At 72.1% G+C, this 23695-nt stretch carries 23 protein-coding genes and 2 pseudogenes; 10 read left to right on the forward strand and 15 right to left on the reverse strand.

Annotated elements, in window-relative coordinates; all coding sequences use genetic code 11:
• Nucleotides 1-29: 29 nt before the first annotated feature.
• Nucleotides 30-1367, reverse strand: coding sequence for a BTAD domain-containing putative transcriptional regulator (locus ACF08N_RS25470; protein ID WP_392326990.1), 1338 nt, complete (start codon nt 1365-1367; stop codon nt 30-32).
• 107 nt (nt 1368-1474) lie between these two features.
• Between ACF08N_RS25470 and ACF08N_RS25475 the strand changes: the two genes are divergently transcribed.
• The gene (locus ACF08N_RS25475) at nt 1475-1993 is read left to right on the forward strand and encodes a hypothetical protein (RefSeq protein ID WP_392326991.1); all 519 of its coding nucleotides are present in this window, start codon (nt 1475-1477) and stop codon (nt 1991-1993) included.
• 165 nt (nt 1994-2158) lie between these two features.
• On the opposite strand, the gene argH is transcribed toward ACF08N_RS25475, so the two are convergent.
• Nucleotides 2159-3592, reverse strand: coding sequence for an argininosuccinate lyase (gene argH / locus ACF08N_RS25480; RefSeq protein WP_392326992.1), 1434 nt, complete (start codon nt 3590-3592; stop codon nt 2159-2161).
• Between the two features lie 90 nt (nt 3593-3682).
• Nucleotides 3683-4876 carry an argininosuccinate synthase gene (locus ACF08N_RS25485; protein ID WP_392326993.1) on the reverse strand — a complete coding sequence of 398 codons (1194 nt, stop codon included), beginning with the start codon at nt 4874-4876 and terminating at the stop codon, nt 3683-3685.
• A 518-nt stretch (nt 4877-5394) separates the two neighbouring features.
• Between ACF08N_RS25485 and ACF08N_RS25490 the strand changes: the two genes are divergently transcribed.
• Nucleotides 5395-5982: a pyridoxamine 5'-phosphate oxidase family protein gene (locus ACF08N_RS25490; protein WP_392326994.1), complete on the forward strand. Its 588-nt coding sequence runs from the start codon at nt 5395-5397 to the stop codon at nt 5980-5982.
• Nucleotides 5983-6042: 60 nt separating this feature from the next.
• On the opposite strand, the gene ACF08N_RS25495 is transcribed toward ACF08N_RS25490, so the two are convergent.
• The 5 genes from ACF08N_RS25495 to argC form a co-directional block, all read right to left on the reverse strand.
• A complete protein-coding gene (locus tag ACF08N_RS25495) occupies nt 6043-6588 on the reverse strand; it encodes an arginine repressor (RefSeq protein ID WP_392326995.1) in 546 nt (181 codons plus the stop codon).
• A 7-nt stretch (nt 6589-6595) separates the two neighbouring features.
• Complete coding sequence (locus ACF08N_RS25500; RefSeq protein WP_392326996.1) at nt 6596-7792, reverse strand: acetylornithine transaminase; 1197 nt, start codon at nt 7790-7792, stop codon at nt 6596-6598.
• A 1-nt stretch (nt 7793) separates the two neighbouring features.
• Nucleotides 7794-8693, reverse strand: a complete 900-nt coding sequence (gene argB / locus ACF08N_RS25505) for an acetylglutamate kinase (protein WP_392326997.1) — start codon at nt 8691-8693, stop codon at nt 7794-7796.
• A complete protein-coding gene (gene argJ / locus ACF08N_RS25510) occupies nt 8690-9841 on the reverse strand; it encodes a bifunctional glutamate N-acetyltransferase/amino-acid acetyltransferase ArgJ (RefSeq protein ID WP_392326998.1) in 1152 nt (383 codons plus the stop codon). Before argJ ends, argB begins: the two co-directional genes overlap by 4 nt.
• Nucleotides 9842-10051: 210 nt before the next feature.
• Nucleotides 10052-11080 carry an N-acetyl-gamma-glutamyl-phosphate reductase gene (argC, locus tag ACF08N_RS25515; protein WP_392326999.1) on the reverse strand — a complete coding sequence of 343 codons (1029 nt, stop codon included), beginning with the start codon at nt 11078-11080 and terminating at the stop codon, nt 10052-10054.
• A gap of 244 nt (nt 11081-11324) precedes the next feature.
• Here argC and ACF08N_RS25520 point away from each other — a divergent pair, with 244 nt between their 5' ends.
• The 4 genes from ACF08N_RS25520 (at nt 11325) to ACF08N_RS25535 (ending at nt 14752) form a co-directional block, all read left to right on the forward strand.
• Nucleotides 11325-12548: a beta-ketoacyl-[acyl-carrier-protein] synthase family protein gene (locus tag ACF08N_RS25520; RefSeq protein ID WP_392327000.1), complete on the forward strand. Its 1224-nt coding sequence runs from the start codon at nt 11325-11327 to the stop codon at nt 12546-12548.
• A 142-nt stretch (nt 12549-12690) separates the two neighbouring features.
• Nucleotides 12691-13044 (forward strand): YciI family protein, encoded by a 354-nt coding sequence (locus ACF08N_RS25525; RefSeq protein ID WP_392327001.1) that lies wholly within the window; start codon nt 12691-12693, stop codon nt 13042-13044.
• Complete coding sequence (locus ACF08N_RS25530) at nt 13041-14288, forward strand: RNA polymerase sigma factor (RefSeq protein WP_392327002.1); 1248 nt, start codon at nt 13041-13043, stop codon at nt 14286-14288. Before ACF08N_RS25525 ends, ACF08N_RS25530 begins: the two co-directional genes overlap by 4 nt.
• A gap of 56 nt (nt 14289-14344) precedes the next feature.
• Nucleotides 14345-14752 (forward strand): PPOX class F420-dependent oxidoreductase, encoded by a 408-nt coding sequence (locus tag ACF08N_RS25535; protein ID WP_392327003.1) that lies wholly within the window; start codon nt 14345-14347, stop codon nt 14750-14752.
• Between the two features lie 16 nt (nt 14753-14768).
• Here the strand turns inward: ACF08N_RS25535 and ACF08N_RS25540 are convergent, their stop codons facing one another.
• The 4 genes and pseudogenes from ACF08N_RS25540 to ACF08N_RS25555 form a co-directional block, all read right to left on the reverse strand.
• Nucleotides 14769-15344, reverse strand: a complete 576-nt coding sequence (locus ACF08N_RS25540; RefSeq protein ID WP_392327004.1) for a histidine phosphatase family protein — start codon at nt 15342-15344, stop codon at nt 14769-14771.
• 40 nt (nt 15345-15384) lie between these two features.
• Nucleotides 15385-15681, reverse strand: a pseudogene (locus ACF08N_RS25545) (GNAT family N-acetyltransferase); the annotation flags it as partial.
• A 165-nt stretch (nt 15682-15846) separates the two neighbouring features.
• A pseudogene (locus ACF08N_RS25550) lies at nt 15847-15981 on the reverse strand (GNAT family N-acetyltransferase); the annotation flags it as partial.
• A 58-nt stretch (nt 15982-16039) separates the two neighbouring features.
• Complete coding sequence (locus ACF08N_RS25555; RefSeq protein WP_392327005.1) at nt 16040-17476, reverse strand: PLP-dependent aminotransferase family protein; 1437 nt, start codon at nt 17474-17476, stop codon at nt 16040-16042.
• Between ACF08N_RS25555 and ACF08N_RS25560 the strand changes: the two genes are divergently transcribed.
• Together ACF08N_RS25560 and ACF08N_RS25565 are read left to right on the forward strand one after the other, a co-directional pair.
• Nucleotides 17475-18371, forward strand: coding sequence for a DMT family transporter (locus tag ACF08N_RS25560; protein ID WP_392327006.1), 897 nt, complete (start codon nt 17475-17477; stop codon nt 18369-18371). The two genes, ACF08N_RS25555 and ACF08N_RS25560, sit on opposite strands and share 2 nt — an antisense overlap.
• Before the next feature lie 90 nt (nt 18372-18461).
• Nucleotides 18462-18653: a DUF1918 domain-containing protein gene (locus tag ACF08N_RS25565; RefSeq protein WP_392327007.1), complete on the forward strand. Its 192-nt coding sequence runs from the start codon at nt 18462-18464 to the stop codon at nt 18651-18653.
• Nucleotides 18654-18687: 34 nt separating this feature from the next.
• Here ACF08N_RS25565 and ACF08N_RS25570 read toward each other — a convergent pair whose 3' ends face one another.
• A complete protein-coding gene (locus ACF08N_RS25570; RefSeq protein WP_392327008.1) occupies nt 18688-19977 on the reverse strand; it encodes a glycoside hydrolase family 10 protein in 1290 nt (429 codons plus the stop codon).
• A 172-nt stretch (nt 19978-20149) separates the two neighbouring features.
• On the opposite strand from ACF08N_RS25570, the gene ACF08N_RS25575 reads away from it, so the two are divergent.
• Both ACF08N_RS25575 and ACF08N_RS25580 read left to right on the forward strand, forming a co-directional pair.
• On the forward strand, nt 20150-21010 hold the full coding sequence (locus tag ACF08N_RS25575; RefSeq protein WP_392327009.1) for a 3-hydroxybutyryl-CoA dehydrogenase: 861 nt from the start codon (nt 20150-20152) through the stop codon (nt 21008-21010).
• Between the two features lie 173 nt (nt 21011-21183).
• Complete coding sequence (locus ACF08N_RS25580; protein WP_392327010.1) at nt 21184-21441, forward strand: hypothetical protein; 258 nt, start codon at nt 21184-21186, stop codon at nt 21439-21441.
• Nucleotides 21442-21480: 39 nt separating this feature from the next.
• Here ACF08N_RS25580 and ACF08N_RS25585 read toward each other — a convergent pair whose 3' ends face one another.
• Together ACF08N_RS25585 and ACF08N_RS25590 are read right to left on the reverse strand one after the other, a co-directional pair.
• Entirely contained in the window at nt 21481-22011 is a 531-nt protein-coding gene (locus ACF08N_RS25585; RefSeq protein WP_392327011.1) for an NUDIX hydrolase, read from the reverse strand.
• A gap of 51 nt (nt 22012-22062) precedes the next feature.
• Nucleotides 22063-23403: a transcriptional regulator gene (locus tag ACF08N_RS25590; RefSeq protein WP_392327012.1), complete on the reverse strand. Its 1341-nt coding sequence runs from the start codon at nt 23401-23403 to the stop codon at nt 22063-22065.
• Nucleotides 23404-23695: the final 292 nt, after the last annotated feature.

Raw genomic sequence — 23695 nt, forward strand, 5'->3', positions numbered from 1 at the left:
ATAGCCTAGATGAGACATAGATGTCTCATTCAATGCATGGACGTCCCACTACCGCAGGTCTGCAGGCTGCACCACCGCCGTCGGCCGCTCTCGTCGAGGAACAGCCAGCCGCATCCGGCTGCCGGGCACGCACGGACGACGAACCGCGCCGGATCGCAGAGCAGCTCGCCCGCGCCGTGGGCCGCCGCGAGCAGCGGCAGACGCAGCCCGGCGGACGGCGAGACCCGCCACCGGCCGAGCCGGTCCTCGCCCCGCACCAGGACCGACGCGGCGGCGGCCTCCTCCACGACGGAGGCCACCGCCTTGAAGGCACGGACGTCGTCGGAATCCGTCAGACAGGCGTACAGCCGCGCCCGGAACTCACGGGCCTCCCCCAGCGCGGCCTCCGCGCCCGCGGGGTCCTCGGCCGCGCGGCGGAGCAGCCCTTTGACGACCCACTCGTCCGCCAGATCGTGGTGTCCGGCCCAGACGGCGAGGGACGTGTAGTCCCGCAGCCACTCGGAGCCGGGAAGGGGCGGGCCGCCCCAGCCCGCGTAGGTGTTGCAGAACTCCAGCGCCGGGTGCCCGCTGGTGCTCCACGGCAGCCACACACCGCCGACGCGCACCGCGTGGACGGGCACCTGGGGCCGGTCCAGGCGCGGGTCGCCGCCCAGGACGCGGTCGTGCAGCGTCCGCAGGCCGGCGCCCGGCTCGATGCCGTGCTCGTCCACGAGCACACGGCGCGCGGTGCGGTACAGCTCCAGGGCCTCCGCCCGGCGGCCGCCGCGGTACAGGGCGGTCATCTGCGCCGCGACGAGCCGCTCCCGTCCCGCGTGGAGCGCCACCAGCGGGGTCAGGTCGGCGACGACCCGGTCGTGCCGGCCGAGCGCGAGGTGCGCTTCGGCGCGGTGCTCGATCGCGGTGAGCCGCAGCTCGACAAGCCGTCCGCCCAGCCGTTCGCGCAGGAGGTCGTCGGCAACGTCGGCGAGCAGCGGGCCGCGCCACAGGGCGAGGGCCCGGTCGTAGAGCCGGATCCGGTCGGCGGGTTCGACCGCCTCGGCGGCCCGGCCGACGAGCCCCGTGAACGCGTGGACGTCGACGGTATGGGCACCGGGGTCGGCGCGATAACCGTCGCGGACGGTCTCGACCCGGATCCCGTACGGCGCGAGGGCGGCACGCAGGCGGCCGACGTAGGTATGGACCGTGCCCCGCGCGGAGGCGGGCGGCTGCCCGTGCCACAGCAGGTCGATCAGGCGGGCGGTGCTCACCGCACGGCCCGCGTCGAGCAGCAGGATCGCCAGCAGGCAGCGTTCCTGCCGGCGGGTGCCCAGCGGTATCCGCGTTCCGTCGTGGCGTGCCTCGAAGGGGCCGAGCAGCTGGAATTCCATGGCACCGGCGAGCCTAGGCGGCGGTGCGCTGGCATGGTGAGCCGGTGGTGAGCGGACCGGGCGATCCTCGTGGCCGACGGCATCGGCCACCGCATCGAGGAGTCATCATGCGACGAACGATCCTTGCCCTGACCGCACTTGCGACGGTGTCGGTGGGCGCTCCGCCGGCCTCGGCGGCTTCCGTGTCCACCGACCGGGCGGCCTGGGAGCCCGCGCCCTCCGCCCCCTGGGACGTCGCCGCCGGCGTGCGGTGCGACGTCGCCGTGCAAGGCGAGCCGATCGTGGACGAGGTGGTACGGCGCGTGACGGCCCGCCATCCGGACGGCTCGCCGAAGCAGGTCGCCTACAAGGGCGATCTCGTCGTCCGGGTCACGAACACCGTGAGCGGCGCGTTCTACGACGCCGATGTGAGCGGCTCGGCCCTGGTGGACCACCGCACGGACGGTTCCCAGTTCTGGACCGTGCGCGGTCCCGTACTGGTGGGCGTCGGCGAAGGCCGCGGCAATCTGCCACGCGGCCTGTACGTCGTGGACGGCGTGTACACCATGGACATCAGCGCGGACGGGTACAAGTCGGTGAACCTGGCGCATGGTTCGCTCACCGACATCTGCGACCGGATCGACTGAGACGGCGGTCCGATCGCAGCCGACTCCGGGCACGCCCGCGGCACCCGGCGTACGAACGACAGCGCCGCCGCCCTGTCGCGGCGCGTCGACGAGCGGTTCGGGCGGACCCGGCCGGACGTCGACGCGCTCACCGTCCGGGCGGCGGCGCTGTGGTGCTGCGGACTGTCAGTGCTTGTCCTTGGCGGAGGCCCAGGCATGCTGTATCACCAGATCGGCCTTGACCTCGTTGAGCTGGACGGCGACCGCCGAGGGGGCCGTGCCGCCGCGGCCGCTGCGGGACGCCAGTGCACCGGGCACATTCAGGACGGTGCGGACCTCGGGGGTGAGGTGGGCGGAGATCTTCGCGAACTGCTCGTCGGTCAGTCCGTCCAGCTCGATGCCGTCGGCCTCGGCGACCTTCACGCACTCTCCGGCGACCTCGTGCGCCACCCGGAACGGCACGCCCTGCTTGACGAGCCACTCGGCGATGTCCGTGGCGAGCGAGAAACCGGCCGGAGCGAGCTCCTCCATGCGCTCCCGGTTGACCGTGAGCGTCGCCATCATCCCGGTGAACGCCGGGAGCAGGACCTCGAGCTGGTCGCAGGAGTCGAAGACGGGCTCCTTGTCCTCCTGGAGGTCCCGGTTGTACGCGAGCGGCAGCGCCTTCAGGGTGGCGAGCAGGCCCGTGAGGTTGCCGATGAGGCGGCCGGACTTGCCGCGGGCGAGCTCCGCGATGTCGGGGTTCTTCTTCTGCGGCATGATCGACGACCCGGTCGAGAAGGCGTCGTGCAGGGTCACGAAGGAGAACTCCTTCGTGTTCCAGATGATGACCTCCTCCGCGATCCGGGAGAGGTTCACCCCGATCATCGCGGTGATGAAGGCGAACTCGGCGACGAAGTCCCGCGAGGCCGTGCCGTCGATCGAGTTGCCCGCGGAACCGCGCTCGAAGCCGAGGTCCTTGGCCACGGCCTCCGGGTCCAGCCCGAGGGACGAGCCGGCCAGCGCGCCGGAGCCGTACGGGGACACGGCGGTACGGGTGTCCCACTGGCGCAGCCGCTCCGCGTCCCGGGACAGGGACTGCACATGTGCGAGCACGTGGTGCGCGAAGAGGACGGGCTGGGCGTGCTGGAGGTGCGTACGGCCCGGCATGGCGACGTCCGGGTGCGCCTCGGCGAGGCCGACGAGGGCGTCCTGGAGGTCGGCGATCAGGCCGCCGATGATCCGGGCGTGGTCGCGCAGGTACATCCGGAAGAGGGTGGCGACCTGGTCGTTGCGGGACCGGCCGGCGCGGAGCTTGCCGCCGAGGTCCGGGCCGAGCCGCTCCAGGAGGCCCCGCTCGAGTGCGGTGTGCACGTCCTCGTCGGCGATGGTGCCGGTGAACTCGCCGGAGGCGACGTCCGCCTCCAGCCGGTCGAGGCCGGCGAGCATGCGCGTCAGCTCGTCCTCGGTGAGCAGGCCCGCCTTGTGCAGCACGCGTGCGTGGGCGCGGGAGCCGGCGATGTCGTACGGCGCCAGACGCCAGTCGAAGTGGACCGACGCCGACAGCTTCGCCAGCGCCTCGGCGGGGCCGTCGGCGAAGCGGCCGCCCCAGAGCCGGACGTCACCGTTGTTGCTGCTCACTGCTCAAGCTCCTTGAGAGATTCGGATGTGCCGCCGCCTCCTCCTTCCCTGCCGGAGGTCCGGGGAGGCGGTCTGTACAACGCGTGCGGGTTACGCGAGGTCCCGCCGCGCCGCGATCTTCTGCGACAGGCCGAAGATCTCGATGAAGCCCTGCGCCTTGGACTGGTCGAACGTGTCGCCCGAGTCGTAGGTGGCGAGGTTGAAGTCGTAGAGCGACGCGTCGGACCTGCGGCCGGTGACGACGGCCCGGCCGCCGTGCAGCGTCATCCGGATGTCGCCGCTGACGTGCTGGTTGGCCTCGTCGATGAAGCCGTCCAGGGCCCGCTTGAGCGGGGAGAACCACAGGCCGTCGTAGACCAGCTCGCCCCAGCGCTGCTCGACCTGCCGCTTGTACCGGGCGAGCTCGCGCTCGACGGTGACGTTCTCCAGCTCCTGGTGGGCGGTGATCAGCGCGATCGCGCCGGGGGCCTCGTAGACCTCGCGGGACTTGATGCCGACGAGCCGGTCCTCGACCATGTCGATCCGGCCGATGCCCTGGGCGCCGGCCCGCTCGTTGAGCTGCTGGACGGCCTGAAGGACGGTGACGGGCTTGCCGTCGATGGCGACCGGGGCGCCTTCCTTGAAGGTGATGACGACCTCGTCGGCGTCCCGCGGCTCCGCCGGGTTCGAGGTGTACTCGTAGATGTCCTCGATCGGCGCGTTCCAGATGTCCTCCAGGAAGCCGGTCTCGACGGCCCGCCCGAAGACGTTCTGGTCGATGGAGTACGGCGACTTCTTGGTGGTGGCGATCGGCAGCTGCTTCTCCTCGCAGAAGGCGATCGCCTTGTCCCGAGTCATGGCGTAGTCACGGACCGGGGCGATGCACTTGAGCTCGGGCGCGAGGGCGACGATGCCGGCCTCGAACCGCACCTGGTCGTTGCCCTTGCCGGTGCAGCCGTGGGCGACGGTGGTGGCACCGTGCTTCTTGGCGGCGGCGACGAGGTGCTTGACGATCGCCGGCCGGGAGAGCGCGGAGACCAGCGGGTAGCGGTCCATGTAGAGGGCGTTGGCCTTGATCGCGGGGAGGCAGTACTCCTCGGCGAACTCGTCCTTGGCGTCGGCGACCTCGGCCTCCACGGCCCCGCAGGCGAGCGCGCGCTTGCGGATGACGTCCAGGTCCTCGCCACCCTGGCCGACGTCCACGGCAACGGCGATGACCTCGGCGCCCGTCTCCTCGGCGATCCAGCCGATGGCGACGGAGGTGTCCAGGCCGCCCGAATAGGCGAGTACGACGCGCTCGGTCACGGGTTTCTCCTTACGGGGCCATTCACTGATGGGCATAACTATGCAGTGCTCCGTATGTTTTGTCAATCGCCCCAAGGAACGTGCTGGTGAGCGGGGTGCCCGGCCCCTGGAGTCCGCCATGCGCGACCTGCCGCTCGATTACCTCGCCCCCGCAGAACGCCTGCCGCGCGGTGTGCCGCTGCGCACGGCGGTCGGCACCGGCGCTTCACCGCGGGCGTGGGCCGGCCTGGACCGGCACGTGTCCGGCACACAGGTCCGTACCGGATCACGGGGAGCCGGCGTATCTGCGGCCGCTGGATACCGCTGGCGTCGGCCTGCCGCGGCCGATGACGCGGCATCAGGTGGAACGGGTGCGGACCGAGGCCGTCTCGGCGCTGCGGATGCCGAACGGCGCGTCGCGCACGCACAGCTGATGCCCCGTCGCGCGGAGAGCGCCGCGCGTCTCCTGCGGTGCCACCCTGGGTCTCAGGGTCTGACCCGCCCGGCGGGGGCGGACACCGCGCGTCGATAATTCGCCCATGGGAAAGACGCATGAGCACATAGACGGAAGGCTCCGTGCCTTCATCGAGGCCCAGCCGGTGTTCTTCACCGCGACCGCGCCGCTCGCGGGGGACGGCACGGTCAATCTCTCGCCCAAGGGCCTGAAGGGGTCGTTCGCCGTCATCGACGAACGGACCGTCGCCTACCTCGACTTCGCCGGCAGCAATGCCGAGACGATCGCCCACCTCCGGGAGAACGGCCGCATCACACTCATGTGGTGCGCCTTCGAGGGGCCGCCGAACATCGTCCGTGTGCACGGGCGCGGCGAGCCCGTCTTCCGGGACGACGAGCGCTGGGCCGGGCTGCTCGCGCACTTCCCCGGGATCGACCCGTCGCCGCACGGGCTGCGCGCCGTCATCGTCGTGACGGCCGAACTCGTCCGGGACACCTGCGGCTACGCCGTGCCGTTCATGACGTACGACGAGGACCGCGACCTGCACGGGAAGCGGTTCGCGCGGGAGGACGACGCCTCGCTGGACGCGTACTTCGCCAAGAAGGAGCACATCGCGGCCAGCATCGACGGACTGCCCGGACTCCCGCTGCCGCTGCCGCCGCTGCCCCGGTGACCAGGCACTGACCGACGCAACGGCGCGGCACCCGCCGGGCGGGTGCCGCGCCGTGTCGGTTCAGCGCTCCTTCTGCGCGAGCCGCAGCAGATGGTCCGCGAGGGCCTGGCCGCCCGCCGGGTCGCGGCTGATCAGCATCAGCGTGTCGTCCCCCGCGATCGTGCCGAGGATGTCGTGCAGCTCGGCCTGGTCGATGGCCGAGGCCAGGAACTGGGCCGCGCCCGGCGGCGTCCGCAGCACCACGAGGTTCGCCGACGCCTCCGCGGAGATCAGCAGCTCGGCGGAGAGGCGCCGCATGCGCTCCTCCTTCGCGGACTCGCCCAGCGGGGCCTGCGGGGTGCGGAAACCGCCCTCGCTGGGCACCGCGTAGATCAGCTCGCCGCCCGTGTTGCGGATTTTCACCGCGCCCAGCTCGTCCAGGTCGCGGGAGAGCGTCGCCTGCGTGACGCTCAGCCCGTTGTCCGCGAGGAGCTTGGCCAGTTGGCTCTGGGAGCGCACCGGCTGGCGGTTGAGGATGTCCACGATCCGGCGGTGGCGGGCCGTGCGGGTCTGCGGCACGGCGGGACCGCCGTGCTCGCCGTTCTCCGGGTACCGGGCCTCAGTCATCGTCGTCTCATTCTCCGGCTCGTCCTTCCCCGTTGCTCGCGTCGAGGATGCCGGGCAGCGCCTGGAGGAACGCGTCCACCTCGGCGTCGCCGATGATCAGGGGCGGCATGAGCCGTACGACATCGGGCGCGGGAGCGTTCACCAGGAAACCGGCATCCTGGGCCGCCTGCTGCACCTTCGGTGCGAGCGGCCCGGTGAGCACGATACCCAGCAGGAGGCCGCTGCCACGGACATGGGAGACGGCGGGATGCCCCAGACCCTCGATTCCGTCACGCAGCTTCTCGCCGAGCCGCTTGACGGAGTCGAGGACTCCGTCGGCCGCGAGGGTGTCGAGGACGGCGAGTCCGGCGGCGCAGGCGACGGGGTTGCCGCCGAACGTCGTGCCGTGCTGACCGGGCTTCAGGAGTTCCGCCGCCTCGCCGAAGACGACGGTCGCGCCGATGGGCAGTCCGCCGCCGAGGCCCTTGGCCAGCGTGACGATGTCGGGCTCGACGCCCTGGTGCGCCTGGTGCTCGAACCAGTGGCCGGTCCGCCCGATGCCGGTCTGGACCTCGTCGAGGACGAGGAGGGTGCCGGTGGCCCGGGTGATCTCCCGCGCCGCCTCGAGGTATCCCTTGGGCGGGACGACCACCCCGTTCTCGCCCTGGATCGGCTCGATGATCACCAGGGCGGTGTCCTCGGTGACGGCCGCGCGCAGCGCCTCGGCGTCGCCGAAGGGGACGTGGGTGACGTCCGAGGGCAGCGGCAGGAACGGCTGCTGCTTGGCGGGCTGTCCGGTGAGCGCGAGGGCGCCCATGGTCCGGCCGTGGAAGCCGCCGGTGGTGGCGACCATGTGCCCGCGCCCGGTCAGCCGCCCGATCTTGAAGGCGGCCTCGTTGGCCTCGGCGCCGGAGTTGGAGAAGTAGACCCGTCCCGGGCGGCCGAAGAGCTGGATCAGCCGTTCGGCGAGCGCGACGGGCGGCTCGGCGACGAAGAGGTTGGAAACGTGGCCGAGGGAGGCGATCTGGCGGGAGACGGCCTCGACGATCGCCGGGTGGGCGTGGCCCAGCGCGTTGACCGCGATGCCGCCGACGAAGTCGGTGTACGCGGTGCCGTCGGCGTCCCACACCGTGGCGCCCTCGCCGCGGACCAGAGACAGCTTCGGCGTGCCGTAGTTGTCCGTCATCACGCCCTGCCACCGGTGCGTGAGCTCCTGGTTGCTCATGTCAGTCCCCCTGTCCGTCCGGCACGACCATCGTGCCGATGCCCTCGTCGGTGAAGATCTCCAGCAGGATCGAGTGCTGGACCCGGCCGTCGATCACGCGGGCCGTGTTGACCCCGTTGCGCACGGCGTGCAGGCAGCCCTCCATCTTGGGGACCATGCCGCTGGAGAGGTCGGGCAGCAGCTTCTCCAGCTGGGTGGCGGTCAGCCGGCTGATGACCTCGTCGCTGTTCGGCCAGTCCTCGTACAGGCCCTCGACGTCGGTGAGGACCATCAGCGTCTCGGCGCCCAGCGCCGCGGCGAGTGCCGCGGCCGCCGTGTCGGCATTGACGTTGTAGACGTGTCCGTCGTCCTCGGAACGGGCGATCGAGGAGATCACCGGGATGCGCCCGTCGGCGAGCAGCGCCTCGATGGCGCCGGTGTCGATCGCGGTGATCTCGCCGACCCGGCCGATGTCGACGAGTTCCCCGTCGATGGTCGGCTGATGCTTGGTGGCGGTGATGGTGTGGGCGTCCTCGCCGGTGAGGCCGACGGCGAGCGGCCCGTGCTGGTTGAGCAGTCCGACCAGCTCGCGCTGCACCTGGCCGGCCAGAACCATCCGTACGACGTCCATGGCCTCGGGCGTGGTGACCCGCAGGCCGGCCTTGAACTCGCTGACCAGTCCGTGTCGGTCGAGCGCGGCGGAGATCTGCGGGCCGCCGCCGTGCACCACGACGGGCTTGAGCCCGGCGTGCCGCAGGAAGACGACGTCCTGGGCGAAGGCGGCCTTGAGCTCGTCGTCGATCATGGCGTTGCCGCCGAACTTGATGACGACGGTCTTGCCGTTGTGGCGGGTCAGCCAGGGCAGCGCCTCGATGAGGATCTGTGCCTTGGGCAGGGCGGTGTGCTTCCTCGTGGTGCTCATGAGCTGTACGCGCTGTTCTCGTGGACGTAGTCGGCGGTGAGGTCGTTGGCCCAGATGACCGCGGACTCGGTGCCGGCGGCGAGGTCCGCGGTGATGCGCACCTCCCGGTAGCGCATGTCGACCAGGTCGCGGTCCTCGCCGACGGAGCCGTTCTTGCAGACCCAGACGCCGTTGATGGCGACGTTCAGCTGGTCGGGCTCGAAGGCTGCCTTGGTGGTGCCGATGGCGGAGAGCACCCGGCCCCAGTTGGGGTCCTCGCCGTGGATGGCGCACTTGAGGAGGTTGTTCCGGGCGATGGAGCGGCCGACCTCGACGGCGTCGTCCTCGGTGGCCGCGTTGATCACCTCGATGCGGATGTCCTTGGAGGCGCCCTCGGCGTCGCCGATCAGCTGCCGGGCGAGGTCGTCGCAGACCGTGCGCACGGCGTCGGCGAACTCCTCGTACGCGGGCTGCACCCCGGACGCGCCGGAGGCGAGCAGCAGCACGGTGTCGTTGGTGGACATGCAGCCGTCGGAGTCGACCCGGTCGAACGTCTGCCGGGTCGCGTCCCGCAGCGCCCTGTCCAGGACGGCGGCGTCCAGGTCGGCGTCGGTGGTGAGAACGACGAGCATGGTGGCGAGGCCGGGGGCGAGCATGCCCGCGCCCTTGGCCATGCCGCCGACGGACCAGCCGTCCTTGGTGACGACGGCCGTCTTGTGGACGGTGTCGGTGGTCTTGATGGCGATGGCGGCCTTCTCGCCGCCGTGCTCGCTGAGCTGGGCGGCGGCCTGCTCGATGCCGGGCAGGAGCTTGTCCATGGGGAGCAGGACGCCGATGAGTCCGGTGGACGCGACGGCGACCTCGCCCGCGCCGATGCCGAGGACGTCGGCCGCCTTCTCGGCGGTGGTGTGGGTGTCCTGGAAGCCCTTGGGGCCGGTGCAGGCGTTGGCGCCGCCGGAGTTGAGGACCACGGCGGTGACCTCGCCGCCCTTGAGGACCTGCTCGGACCACAGCACCGGCGCGGCCTTGACGCGGTTGGAGGTGAAGACACCCGCGGCGGCGCGGCGCGGCCCGTTGTTCACCACGAGGGCGAGGTCCGGGTTGCCGTTGCCCTTGATCCCGGCGGCGATGCCCGCCGCCGTGAATCCCTTCGCTGCGGTCACGCTCACTGTGTTTCTCCGTTCGCTTCTCCGCCCGCGCAGCGCAGAGGCGCGGGCATCGTCGTCATCCGCGGACCGGCGGCTGCGCGCGCGTCGCTCACTGTGTTTCTCCGTTCTCCCCCAGGGCTGACGCCTGGGAGGTGCCCCCATCTCCGCCCGCGCAGCGCAGAGGCGCGGGCATCGTCGTCATCCGCGGACCGGCGGCTGCGCGCGCGTCGCTCACGGCGCAACTCCAATCGTGGAAAGACCAGTGCTCTCGGCAAACCCGAGCGCGATGTTCATGCTCTGCACCGCGCCGCCCGCGGTGCCCTTGGTGAGATTGTCGATGGCGCTGATGGCGATGATGCGTCCGGCCGCCTCGTCGTACGCGACCTGGATCTGGGCCGCGTTCGATCCGTAGACGGAGGCGGTGGCGGGCCACTGTCCCTCGGGCAGCAGGTGGACGAACGCCTCGTCCGCGAGCGCCTTCTCGTACGCGGCGCGGACGTCGGCCGCGCTCGTGCCGGGCCGCGCCTTCGCCGAGCAGGTGGCGAGGATGCCGCGGGCCATGGGGGCGAGCGTCGGGGTGAAGGAGACGGTGACCCGCTCCCCCGCGACCGCGCTCAGGTTCTGGATCATCTCGGGGGTGTGCCGGTGGCCGCCGCCGACGCCGTACGGGCTCATCGAGCCCATCACCTCTGAGCCCAGCAGGTGCGGCTTGAGGGCCTTGCCGGCGCCGGAGGTGCCGGTCGCGGCGGTGATCACGGCCTCGGGCTCGGCGAGTCCGGCGGCGTACGCCGGGAAGAGCGCGAGCGAGACGGCCGTGGGGTAGCAACCGGGCACCGCGATGCGCTTGGACCCCTCCAGCGCGGCGCGGGCGCCCGGCAGTTCGGGGAGGCCGTACGGCCAGGTCCCGGCGTGCTCGGAGCCGTAGAACGTCTCCCAGTCGGCGGAGTCCGCCAGCCGGAAGTCGGCGCCCATGTCGACGACGAGGACGTCGTCCCCGAGCTGCTCGGCGACAGCGGCGGACTGGCCGTGCGGGAGGGCGAGGAACACGACGTCGTGACCGGCGAGAACGTCGGCGGTCGTCGGCTGGAGCACCCGGCCGGCGAGCGGCAGCAGGTGCGGTTGCAGTGCGCCGAGCGGCTGTCCCGCGTTGGTGTTGCCGGTGAGGGCGCCGATCTCGACCTCGGGGTGCGCCAGCAGCAGCCGGAGCAACTCTCCGCCCGCGTACCCGCTCGCCCCTGCCACTGCTGCTCGAACCGTCATCGAACTCCTCCTCATCGATGGCATGACTATACGCAGCGATGCAGAAGTATGCAATGACTTCTCGGTCCAATAGATGTACCCCCCATCAAGCAAGTGTCGGAATCCTACAGAGCCAAGATCACCAACTCGGTCGGTCACAGCACTCCGGTCTGCCCGATGTGCTTGGCAGAGTGAACGGCACCTCGGATCCCACCCGGAGAAAGAACACACCGGGTGTTGTCACTCCACCACAAAGGAGGTTCCCATGCACCAGGGCATGAATCACGTCGCGGTCACCGGGCTGGGCGCGACCACTCCGCTCGGCGGGGACGTCGCCTCGACCTGGTCCGCGCTGCTCGCCGGCGAGTCCGGGATCAGCGCGCTCGACGACGAGTGGGCGGCCGGGCTGCCCGTACGGATCGCGGGGCGGCTCAAGGTCGAACCGGCCGAGGTCATGGAGCGCGTGCAGGCCCGCCGACTGGACCGCTGCGAGCAGATCGCCCTGATCGCGGCCCGCGAGGCATGGGCGGACGCCGGGCGCCCCGACGTCGATCCGGAACGGCTCGCGGTGGTGATCGGCACCGGCACCGGCGGGGCGCTGACCATGCTCGGGCAGGACGATGTCCTGGAGTCGTCCGGCGTACGGCGCGTGTCGCCGCACACCGTGCCGATGCTGATGGCGAACGGCCCCGCCGCCTGGGTCAGCATCGAACTGGGCGCCCGCGGCGGCGCCCACACCCCGGTCAGCGCGTGTGCCTCCGGCGCCGAGGCGATCGCCATGGGCCTGGACCTGATCCGCCTCGGCCGTGCCGATGTCGTCGTGGCCGGCGGCACGGAGGCATGCGTCCACCCGTTGCCGCTGGCCGGCTTCGCCCAGGCCAGGGCACACTCCACGCGCAACGACGAACCGGACCGCGCCTCGCGGCCCTTCGACGCCGACCGCGACGGATTCGTCATCGGCGAGGGTGCGGTCGTGGTCGTCCTGGAGCGGGCCGGATTCGCCGCCGCCAGGGCCGCCCGTACCCATGCCTCGCTCGCCGGTGCGGGCGTCACCTCCGATGCCCACCACATCACGGCCGGGCATCCGGAGGGGCAGGTCCGCGCGATGCGCAGGGCGTTGGAGTCGGCCGGAGTACCGCCCCGGGCCCTCGGTCTCGTGCACGCGCACGCCACATCGACGCCCGTGGGCGATCTGGTGGAGGCGAGGTCCGTCGAGGAGGCGGTCGGAACCCATGCGGCCGTCACCGCGACCAAATCGATGACGGGCCACCTCTTCGGCGCCGCCGGGGCGATGGGCGCGCTGGCGACGATCCTCGCGGTGCGGGACGGGATCGTCCCGCCGACGCGGAACCTGGACCGGCCGGACCCGGAGGTGAAGCTCGACGTGGTCACGGGCGGGCCTCGGCGCGTCGGCCTGGAGGCGGCGCTGACCAACGCGTTCGGATTCGGCGGCCACAACGCGTCGCTGGTGTTCACACCCGCCCCGTGAGTGCGCCGGCGAAAGGGTCCGCCCGTGCCTGCCGGGCGGCATCCGCCGAGAATTTTCCGCGAGGCATGTCGATCCTGGGCCGGCCCGTTCGTGTAGAGGGTGAGAACGCGGCAGACGCCGCGACCGCACCGAGGAGGCCACCATGCAGCAGTACCTGCTCAGCATCTACCAGCCCGACGGGAACCCGCCGCCGCCCGAGGTCCTGGACCCGATCATGCGGGACGTCGAGGCCGTGAACAGCGAGCTGAGGGAGGCCGGTGCCTGGGTGTTCTCGGGCGGGCTGCACCCGCCGGGCACGGCCACCGTCCTCAGGCTCAAGGGCGACGAGGTGCTCACCACCGACGGTCCCTACGTCGAGGGCAAGGAACACCTCGGCGGATTCACCGTCATCCAGGCGCCCGACCTCGACGCGGCGCTCGCGTGGGGCCGCAAGCTGGCCCGCGCGACCACGCTGCCGATCGAGGTGAGGCCGCTCGCGTACAGCAGCCTCGGATGACGTCCGGTCCGGCGGGGACGGGCGGCGAAGCGGCAGCCGTCGAGCGGGTCTTCCGCGAGGAGTACGGACGTGCCGTCGCCGTCCTCGTCCGGGTCTTCGGCGACATCGACATCGCCGAGGAGGCGGTCCAGGACGCGTTCACCACGGCGCTGGAGCGGTGGCCCGCCGACGGGCTGCCGCCCAGCCCGGCCGGCTGGATCATCACCACCGGCCGCAACCGGGCGATCGACCGCCTGCGGCGGGAGGCGTCCCGGGCGGACCGGCACGCCCAGGCCGCGCTGCTGCAGGCCCGCGACAGCCCGATCGAGGAGGGTCCCGTGGAGGACGACCGGCTGCGGCTGATCTTCACCTGCTGCCATCCCGCGCTCGCCCCCGCCGCCCGCGTCGCCCTGACCCTGCGGCTGGTCGGCGGGCTCACCACGGCGGAGATCGCCCGCGCGTTCCTGGTGGCCGAGCCGGCCATGGCGCAGCGCCTGGTCCGCGCGAAGGGCAAGATCCGCGACGCCCGCATCCCGTACCGCGTCCCGGACCAGGCCGAGCTCCCCGACCGCCTGCCGGCCGTGCTGTCGGTCGTCTATCTCGTCTTCAACGAGGGCTACAGCGCGGGCTCGGGCGACCGGCTGGTGCGCGAGGACCTGTGCGCGGAGGCGCTGCGCCTGGGCCGACTGCTGGCCCGTCTGATGCCGGACGAGCCCGAGGTCCTGGGCTTGCTGGCACTCATGCTGCTGACGGAGTCCCGGCGCCCCGCGCGCACCGGGCCGGACGGCGCACTGGTGGTGCTCGCCGAGCAGGACCGCGGCCTGTGGGACCGGGACCTGATCGCCGAGGGCCAGGAGCTGGTGCGGCGGTGCCTGCGCCGCGGCAGGCCGGGGCCGTACCAGATCCAGGCGGCGATCAGCGCGGTGCACAGCGACGCGCCGGACGCGGCCGCGACGGACTGGGGGCAGATCCTGCGCCTGTACGACCAGTTGACGGCGATCGCGCCGACTCCGGTGGTGGCGCTCAACCGGGCGGTCGCCGTGGCCGAGGTGCACGGCCCCGGCCCGGCGCTCGACCTGGTGGACGCGCTCGTCCCCGAACTGGGCGGATTCCACGTACTGCACGCCGTGCGCGCGGATCTGCTGCGGCGGCTCGGACGCCGGGCCGAGGCGGCGTCCGCCTACGAAACGGCGATCGCGAGCGCCGGGAACGCGGCCGAGGCCGCCTTTCTGGAGCGCCGGCTCCGTGAGCTCGGGGCGGGGTGAGGAACAGGGCCGTACGTCCCAACGGCCCTGACCCGGTTCGGCGTTAGTCTCTGCCCATGCCGATATCTCTGAGCGAGTCCGCCCGCCTGCTGTTCGACGAGCCGAATCCGGCGGTGCTCGCCACCGTCCTGCCCGACGGCAGCCCGCAGACGTCGGTCGTGTGGGTGGGCCGCGAGGGCGACGAGCTGGTCATCTCCTCGCAGGCCGGCCGGCGCAAGGACCGCAACATCGCCCGCGAGCCGCGCGTTTCGCTGACCGTGTACGACCGCACGGACCCGCTGCGCTATGTGGAGGTGCGCGGGACCGCGACCGTCGCGGAGGACGAGGGACGCAAGGTCGCCGTACGGCTGGCGGAGGAGTACGAGGGTCCGGGCGCGGGCCAGGAGTACCTGGACCTGCCGCCGGAGACCGTACGCGTCGTCATCCGTGTCACGCCGGAGCGGGTGGTGGGGACGGCGAAGTAGCGGTGGGGCGGCCGCTTCAGGCGGCCGCCTCCAGGCACAGGTGCCAGCGGCCCCGCTGTCCGGTGAGGGTGATCGTCGACAGCGGCCGGACGTCGACGTTCCAGTACATCGAGGGATGGGCGCGCAGCGCGTACACGAAGGCTGCCCGCACCACGGCGGGTTCGGCCACGGCCACGATCGAACGGCAGTCGTCCGCGGGACGGGTGTCGAGCCAGCCGCCTATCCGCGAGATGAACGCGAGCAGCGGTTCGCCGCCGTGGGGCGCGCTGCGCGGGTCGGTGAGCCAGGCGTCGACCGCGGCGGGCTCGCGCGCGGTCACCTCGGCGAGCGTGCAGCCGCGCCAGCGGCCCATGTCGCAGTCGCGCAGGGCCGGCTGGGCGAGCGGCGCGAAGCCGAGCGCCTCACCGGTCGCGCGGCTGCGGGTGGTGGGCGAGCAGTAGCGCAGCTCGGCCGCGCTCAGCGGTACGAGCGCGTGCGCGGCGAGCTGCACCTCGTGCCAGCCGGCCTGGTCGAGCGGCCGGTCGTCGTCGAACCGCTCCGTGAGCAGCGAGGAGCTGCGCGCCGCGGCGACCAGGGTGACCCGGACAGTCATGGCGTGATGGTGATGGGGAACGCCTCGCAGGTCAAGGGGGTCACTCGAACATCAGGTTGAGCCAGTTGCCGGGGACGTCGAGCTCCTTGAAGCCGGCCTTCTCGTAGAGGCCGTGGGCGTCGTCGGTGGTGAGCAGGATGCGGCGCAGCCCCAGGGGCGCGAAGTGGTCGCGGACGGCCGCGACCAGAGCGGTGCCCAGCCCCGCGCCGCGGGCGGACCGGTCGACGTAGACGTCGCAGAGCCAGGCGAAGGTGGCGTGGTCGGTGACCACCCGCGCGAAACCGGCCATCTCCCCCGTTGTCGTCTCGTAGGCACCGAAGTTGACCGATCCGGCTAGGGGCTGTCCGGCGGATCAGGGCCGGATAGGACGCGGCGTCTGGTGCGGTACATCGCAAGGCGCCGGAGTGCCCTGATAGCGGAGCTATCCGGGCATTTCGGCAACGCGGCGAGGTGCCGTGCCAGACGTCGTGGCTCCGGCCAAGATCCGCCGGACAGCCCCTAGGGCCCGGTCCTGCTTCTCCCGGCTGCGGCCGAGCGCCCAGTACGCCTCGGTGGAGAGCCATTGGTGGATCCGGTCCTCGTCCAGCCGGGCCGGGTCGGTGGAGATCGTGTACGCGCCATGGATCGTCTCGTGCATCACGGGAGAGTCGCACAGCGGTGCGACGGCTGTCACAGGAGTATCGCGGCGCTCCCCGTCACCTCGTCAGATGCTCGTAGGCGGCCCGCAGGCGGCGCACCCCCTCGGTGATCTCGGCGGTGCCGGCGACGCCCGCGAAGCTCAGGCGGATGTGGCCGGCCGGCGGTTCGGCGCAGAAGTACGGGCGGCCGGGTGCCACGGCGACGTCGGCCCGCAGCGCCGCGGCGACGAGTGCGCTCTCGTCGGCGGTGTCGGGCAGGCGCAGCCAGAGGCTGTAGCCGCCGGAGGGGATGTACGGCAGGGCGAGCTGGGGGAGGTGGAGCCGCAGCGCGGCCGTCATGGTGTCGCGGCGGGCCTTCAGCTCGGTCGCCACGGCACGCAGGTGGCGGGCCCAGGCGGGGGCGCCGACGAGTTCGAGCGCGGCTTCCTGGAGGGGGCGGGGGACGAAGAAGGTGTCGACGACGTGGATGGCACGGAGCCGTTCGAGCACCGGTCCGCGGGCGGCGAGCATGCCGACGCGCAGGCTGGGCGAGGTCGCCTTGGTGAGGGAGCTGACGTGGACGACGACGCCGTCGTGGTCGTCGGCCGCGAGCGGTCTCGGCAGCGGGCCGGCGTCGTCGTGGACGAGGCGCCGGGCGAAATCGTCCTCGACGACGAACGCGCCCGCCTCGCGGGCGATGCGCAGCACCTCGGGGCGGCGGTCGGGGGCGAGGACCGCGCCGGTCGGGTTCTGGAAGAGCGGCTGGCAGACGAAGACGCGTGCTCCCGTGGCGCGGAAGGCGGCGGCGAGGAGGTCGGGCCGCACGCCGTCGGCGTCGGCCGGGACCGGAACCGGCCGCAGGCCGGCGGCGCGTGCGATGGCCAGCATGCCCGGATAGGTGGGCGATTCGACGAGGACGGGCGAGCCGGGCGCGGCGAGTGCGCGCAGGGCGGTGGTGAGCGCGGACTGGCCGCCCGCCGTGACCAGGACGTCCGCCGGGCCGACCGTCTCGCCGATGGAGCGGGCGAACCATTCGCGCAGCTCGGGCAGGCCGTCGGTGGGCGGTCTGCTCCAGGCGCCGGGCCGGCGGCCCGCGCGGGCGAGGGCCGCGGCCATGGCCCGCTCGGGCTGGAGCGAGGCGTGCAGGTAGCCGCTGTTGAACTCGACGACCCCGGGCGGCGGCGCGGCCAGGGTGACGAGCACACCCGAGGCGTCGACGGTGCGCGGAACGGTCTCGGCGGCGGCATCGGCGCTGAGCGTGACCTCCTGCCAGGAGGTGTCACCGGCCGGCGGGGTGTCGGCGCGCGGGCGGGCCCGGAAGGCCCCGGCGCCGGGCCGGGTGACGACGAGCCCCTCGCCGACGAGCTGGGCGAGGGCGCGGGAGACGGTCACCGGCGAGACGCGGTAGCGCTCGACGAGCGCCCTGCTCGACGGCAGCTTCCCACCGGGTGAGTAGCGGTCGAGCTCCCGCTTCAGAGAGTTCGCCAGTTCAGCCACACTGCTACGCTCTTGCATGACAGCACAGGATAGCGCTACTCCCACCACGTCGATAGCGGTCAGCAGCGGCACGGTCCTCGCCGCGCTGGGCGTCGTCTCCTTCTCGCTCACCTTCCCGTCCACCGTCTGGGGCCTGGACAGCTTCGGCCCCTGGTCCCTGGTCGCCGTGCGCAGTGTCCTCGCGGCGCTCGTAGCGGGCGGGTTCCTGCTGGTGCTGCGCGTCCCCGTCCCGGCGCGCCGCCACTGGGCAGGGCTCGCGGTGGTCGGTGGCGGAGTCGTCGTGGGCTTCCCTCTGCTGACGACCCTGGCTCTGCAGACGTCCACCACCTCGCACGCGGCGGTCGTCGTGGGTCTGCTCCCGTTGACCACGGCGGCCTTCGCGGCCCTGCGCACCGGGCGGCGCCCCTCGCGCACGTTCTGGGCCGCCGCGGTCGCCGGGGCCGCCGTGGTGATCGCCTTCACCGTGCAGCAGAGCGGCGGGGCCCTGCACTCCGGCGACCTGTACCTCTTCGGCGCCCTGCTGGTCTGCGCCGCCGGCTACACCGAGGGCGGCAGGCTCGCCGCGGTGATGCCCGGCTGGCACGTCATCGGCTGGGCCCTGATCCTGTGCCTGCCCCTCAGCCTGGCCGGTTCCTTCGTGGCGCTCTCCTTCGAGCCGGTGCACCTCACCGCCCGGGGCATCACCGGGCTGCTGTGGGTCGCGGCCGGATCGACCTTCTTCGGGCTGTACGTCTGGTACCGCGGCATGGCCGAGATCGGCATCGCCCGGGCCAGCCAGCTCCAGCTCGCGCAGCCGCTGCTCACCCTGGTCTGGTCGGTGACCCTGCTCGGTGAGCACCTCTCCCCCGCGGCCCCGGTCGCCGCCGTGGCCGTCCTCGTGTGCATCGCGGTCACACAGCGGACCCGCACCTGAGTCGCGCCGGCCGGGGATGCGCGGCGCACCCCCGGCCGTAGACTCGAAACGACCCACAAAACGGACCGGCTGCCGAGGAGGACACTCCCGATGCAAGCAAACGAGGGCGACACGCTGTTGGTGCACGGCAGGACCGTGGGGCAGCACGACAAGCACGCAAAAGTCCTCGAGGTACTGGGGCCCGACGGCACGCCTCCGTTCCGTGTCCGTTTCGACGACGGGCACGAAGCGGTGCTGTCACCCGGACCCGACTGCGTGGTCCAGCACCACGAGAAGACCTGACCACACCGTCCCCGTCCGGGGCGCGGCCGTCGGCTCAGTCCGCCGTCCGCACCCGGGTCGGGTAGTGGTCGTTCACCACCCTTGTCATCGCGCCCAGCGGATCGGCCCCCACCTCCAGCGCCGAGAAGAAGCAGTGACCGCCCACCTGCGGGTACTGCGAGGCGTACGTGAGGTGGCGGGACAGTTCCGCCTGGTCGTGCCACGGCGCGGGCTGGCTGGGGATGCCGACCTTGTACAGCGCCTCGCCGATGTACAGGTCCACTCCGGTGCCGTCGGCGACGGCGGACCACCAGGGCACGAGGGTCGCGTAGTCGGCGGCGGCGAACCCCATGTGCCAGTAGACCTGCGGCACGACGTAGTCGATCCAGCCCTGCCGGACCCAGGTACGGGTGTCGGCGTGGAGGTCGTCGTACGTCTGCACGCCCGCCGTGGTGCGGGACCCCGCCGGGTCCGTCGAGGCGTTGCGCCACACGCCGAAGGGGCTGATCCCGAAGCGCACGTGCTTCTTCTCGCTCGTGATCCGCTCGCTCATCTCCCGCACCAGGAGGTTGACGTTCGCCCGGCGCCAGGCCGCCCGGTTCGGGTATCCCGTGCCGTAGCAGGTCCAGGCCGCGTCGTCGTCGAAGTACTGGCCGGCGACGGGGTACGGGTAGAAGTAGTCGTCGAAGTGGACGGCGTCGATGTCGTAGCGGCGGACGGCGTCCAGTATGGCGTCCTCGACGAAGGCCCGGACCGCGGGGATGCCCGGGTTGTAGTACAGCTTCCCGCCGTACGCGACGATCCAGTCCGGGTGCTGCCTGGCCGGGTGCCCGGGTACCAGCCGGCAGGGGTCGGCGTGGGCCGCCACCCGGTACGGGTTGAACCAGGCGTGCAGCTCAAGACCGCGCCGGTGGGCCTCCTTCACCGCGGTGCCGAGCGGGTCCCAGCCCGGATCCCGCCCCTGGACACCCGTGAGGTACTGGCTCCACGGCTCGTACGGTGACGGCCACAGGGCGTCGGCCGTCGGCCGCACCTGGAACATCACCGCGTTGAGCCGGCGCTCCACCGCGGTGTCGAGATGCGCCAGCAGCTCGGCGCGCTGCTCGGCCGCGGTCAGGCCCGGCACGGAGGGCCAGTCGCGGTTGCCGACGGTCGCCAGCCACATCCCGCGGAACTCCCGCGTGGCCCGTTTTCCCCGTGCGGCCTTCCCCATCGGCTCCCCTTCCCCCGCCGTCCCGGACCCCTCCGAGGCCCGGGCGGAGGCCGCCGCTTCCCCGGTCGTCGCGAGCGCGGCCAGTGCTCCGGCCGCCGTGACCACGAACCCTCTTCTCCCCATAAACCCCATATGCCCGCCCTTGTCGCTGTCGGTAGCGATTGCCGTGTCCCGCAGAGCATGCCCGCCCCGGCGGCCCGGCCACCCACGCATCCGGAGTAACGTCGGGGGGTCGGCGGGCGCCGGAACCGTACGGGGGACCTGCCGACCGAAGACCAGCGAAAGGCATGAGGTGACGGACTCAATGGCCGACATTGCACGCGTCGGAGTGGTGGGCTGCGGCCAGATGGGCGCGGGCATCGCGGAGGTGTGCGCCCGCAGCGGCCTCGAGGTGAAGGTGGCCGAGACCACGGGCGAGGCTCTGGAGATCGGCCGCACCCGGCTGTACAACTCCCTGACCAAGGCGGCCGAGCGCGGCAAGATCACCGAGGAGGAGCGCGACGCCACCCTGGAGCGCCTCTCCTTCACGACCGACCTCGGGGAGTTCGCCGACCGCGATCTCGTCATCGAGGCCGTGGTGGAGAACGAGCAGGTCAAGACCGAGATCTTCCAGGTACTCGATCAGGTGGTGACCCGGCAGGACGCGATCCTCGCCTCCAACACCTCCTCGATCCCGCTGGTGAAGCTGGCCGTCGCGACCTCGCGGCCGGACCAGGTCATCGGCATCCACTTCTTCAACCCCGCCCCGGTGCAGAAGCTCGTCGAGCTGATTCCGGCGCTCACCACCTCCGAGGAGACGATCAAGCGCTCCGAGGCCGTGGTGCAGCAGGTGCTGGACAAGCACCCGATCCGGGCGCAGGACCGCTCCGGCTTCGTGGTGAACGCCCTGCTCATCCCGTACCTGCTCTCCGCGATCCGGATGTTCGAGTCGGGCATCGCGAGCCGCGAGGACATCGACAACGGCATGGAGATGGGCTGCGCCCACCCGATGGGTCCGCTGAAGCTCGCGGACCTGATCGGCCTGGACACGGTCGCTTCCGTCGCGGACTCGATGTACGCGGAGTACAAGGAGCCGCTGTACGCCGCTCCCCCGCTGCTCCAGCGGATGGTCGACGCGGGCCGGCTCGGCCGGAAGACGGGCTCCGGCTTCTACACCTACTCCTGACCGCAGGCCGGGCTCACGGCCGGCAGGAGAATTCGAACAAGAATTCACACGGGGCGCGCGGGGCGCGCGCGCATATGCCATGCGCGCACGCTCCCGCCCTCCGACCAGGGCGAGTTGACTCGGTACCGCTCAGCAAGGGTCCGCGTACGACTACCCGAACAGGAGAGGCATCCGTGTCCACCGACCCCGATCACTTAACGGCCGTCGAGGAATTCGCCGAACTGCGCCGCAGCATCGACGTGGGACTGGCCCGCATCGACGGCCATCTGGCACTGCTCGCCCAGCGAGGCGACCAGATCGACCGGGAACTGGCCGATCTGACCGCTCGCGTCGGGGCGCTCGAACACGCGCGATGGCCCCTGCCCGCCGTCGCGGCGCTCACCGCACTGGGGGCGCTCGCGGTCGCTGTGTGGCAGGCGGTGAGCCCCTAGGCCGCGTCCGAGAGCCTTGCCGCCGTCGGTGAAGTGCCGCTAGCCCAGGCGCAGGTGATGGAGCATCAGCAGTCCGGCCGCCATGTTGGCGGCCGGCACCTCACCGCGGGCGATCATGTCGGGCACCAGCTTGAGCGGTACCCACTCGCGGCGTGAGGACTCGAAGTCGTCCTCGGGATGGCCGATGTAGGTGGCGTCCTCGGCCCAGTAGAGATGGTGCCGGGCATCGGTGAGGCCGTTGGACGGTTCGACGGTGAGCAGATGGCGGAGGGGGCCGGGACGCCAGCCGGTCTCCTCCTCCATCTCGCGCGCCGCCGCGTCGGCGACGTTCTCCCCGTCCTCGACGACCCCCGCCGCGAGCTCCCAGCCCCAGCTGTCGGTGATGAAGCGGTGCCGCCAGAGCATCAGCACCTCGTTGGCCTCGTTGACCGCGGTCGCGACGGCGACCGGGCGGAGCCGTATCAGGAAGTGGTCCAGGTGGCGGCCGTCGGGGAGCGCGACATCCGCCAGATTGACCCTGAACCAACGGTTCTCATACACGGTCTGTTCGCTTAAGTTCGTCCACTGCACGCTTCTGCCACCTTCCGACAAGTCGATGGCAATATGGCAGCAGGACCCGGCTCAGAGGGGAACGCGCAGCGCCCCGTCGATGAGGCGGGCCGCCTCGGCGGCATCGGCGCAGCCACTCGTCACCAGATGCTCGCGCACGGCCCGCAGCCGGTCCCGCAGCCGCTGCGACTCCATGCCCCGGGCCCGCTCCACCATGTGCGCCGCGGTCCGCGCCGCACGGTCCGCATCGCCCTGGCGCAGCTCGATCTGGCTGAGCATCGCGAGCCGGTGCACCCGGCCGCGGTCGTGCGAGGGCGTGTCCACCGCAGCCGCAGCGTGCTCGTGGGCCGCTGCCAGGTCCCCGAGGCTCAACAGCGCCTCCGCCACCTGGACGTTGACCAGTCCCGGCTGTACGTAGCCGGTCTCGTCCGGCTCGTGCCCCGGGCGGATCCGCGCCGCCTCCGACTCGGCCCGGCGGATGCACCGCAGGGCGCTCGTGGCATCGCCGAGGTGGGCGTAGGCCTTGGCCTGCATCGCGTACAGGTCGGCCGCGAGCGCGGGGGTGATCTGGCGCCCGGCGGCACGCAGCGCGGCCTCCGCGAAGGCCACGGCCTGCCGGTGCTCGGCCATGAACAGCGACTGGTTGACCAGCAGCGCGATCACGTACGCGCCCAGTCCCCTGTCTCCGCTGGCCTTCGCCAGGCGCAGCGCCTGGTGGAAGTAGCGCTGGGCGAGGCCGTGGGCGTCGGAGTCGTACGCGCAGATCCCGGCGACGGCGACGAGTCCGCCGGTGGCACGGTGCAGATGACGGCCCAGGGTGTCGCTGTACGAGCCGCGCAGCAGCGGGGCGGTCTCCGCGTTGAGGAAGCCGACGACGCGGGAGCGGGTCGCGATCCCGCCGGCCTTGCGGTACATCAGTTCGTAGTGCGCACGGGCCGCCCTGAGCATCTCTATGTCGGCCATGCTCACGCGCGTCTGGCCGGCGCGGGAGACATCCGCGTCCTCGGGAGGGTTCTCCCACTCCCAGACGGGCATCACGGCCGGTGTGCCGGTGACCGCGGGCGCCTCGACGATGTGCGGACGCTGCTGCTCGTCGCAGCGCCACAGGGCCGTGGCGCGCTCCACGAATCCCGACAGCGACGACCCCTGCGGCGGCGCGGGCTCGCCCGGTACGCCGAGGCCGATGTCGTCGAGCGTGACGACCCGGCGCAGCCGTGCGGCGAAGACCTCGCAGATCAGGTCGGGCACCTGCCCGCGCGGGCGCTGGCCCTTCAACCAGCGGGCCACCGCGGTGTGTTCGTACCGCAGCGACAGTCCTCTGGCCCGGCCGGCCTGATTGACACGCGCAGCGAGACCGGCGTGGGAGATGCCCGCTTCGTCGAGCAGGGCGTCGAGCAGAGTGTTGGGCTGCATGGGCCCCTCCGGTGACTCGGTCCGGCTCAGCCTAGTGGAGCGCGATTCGCACGGGGTGTGAAACAAGTGCCCCTTTCCGCGCCGTGCGTGCTCTCCCGCCGCGCACCGGGGGCCGGTTGACTGAACTGCCTCTCACAGAGGCGGCCGGGCCGCCGGCTCCCCCTCGTACAGTGCGGCGGCCCCCCTCGCGTCGTCTGCCCTGCTGATCTGCCCGACACTCCGCGGCAGGGCGGACGGCGCCGGCCGCACCGGCAGTCCCCCACCCCTGCCGGATGCTGCGAGGCAGCACAGA

The sequence above is a fragment of the Streptomyces sp. NPDC015127 genome, assembly GCF_043080095.1.
GTDB lineage: Bacteria > Actinomycetota > Actinomycetes > Streptomycetales > Streptomycetaceae > Streptomyces.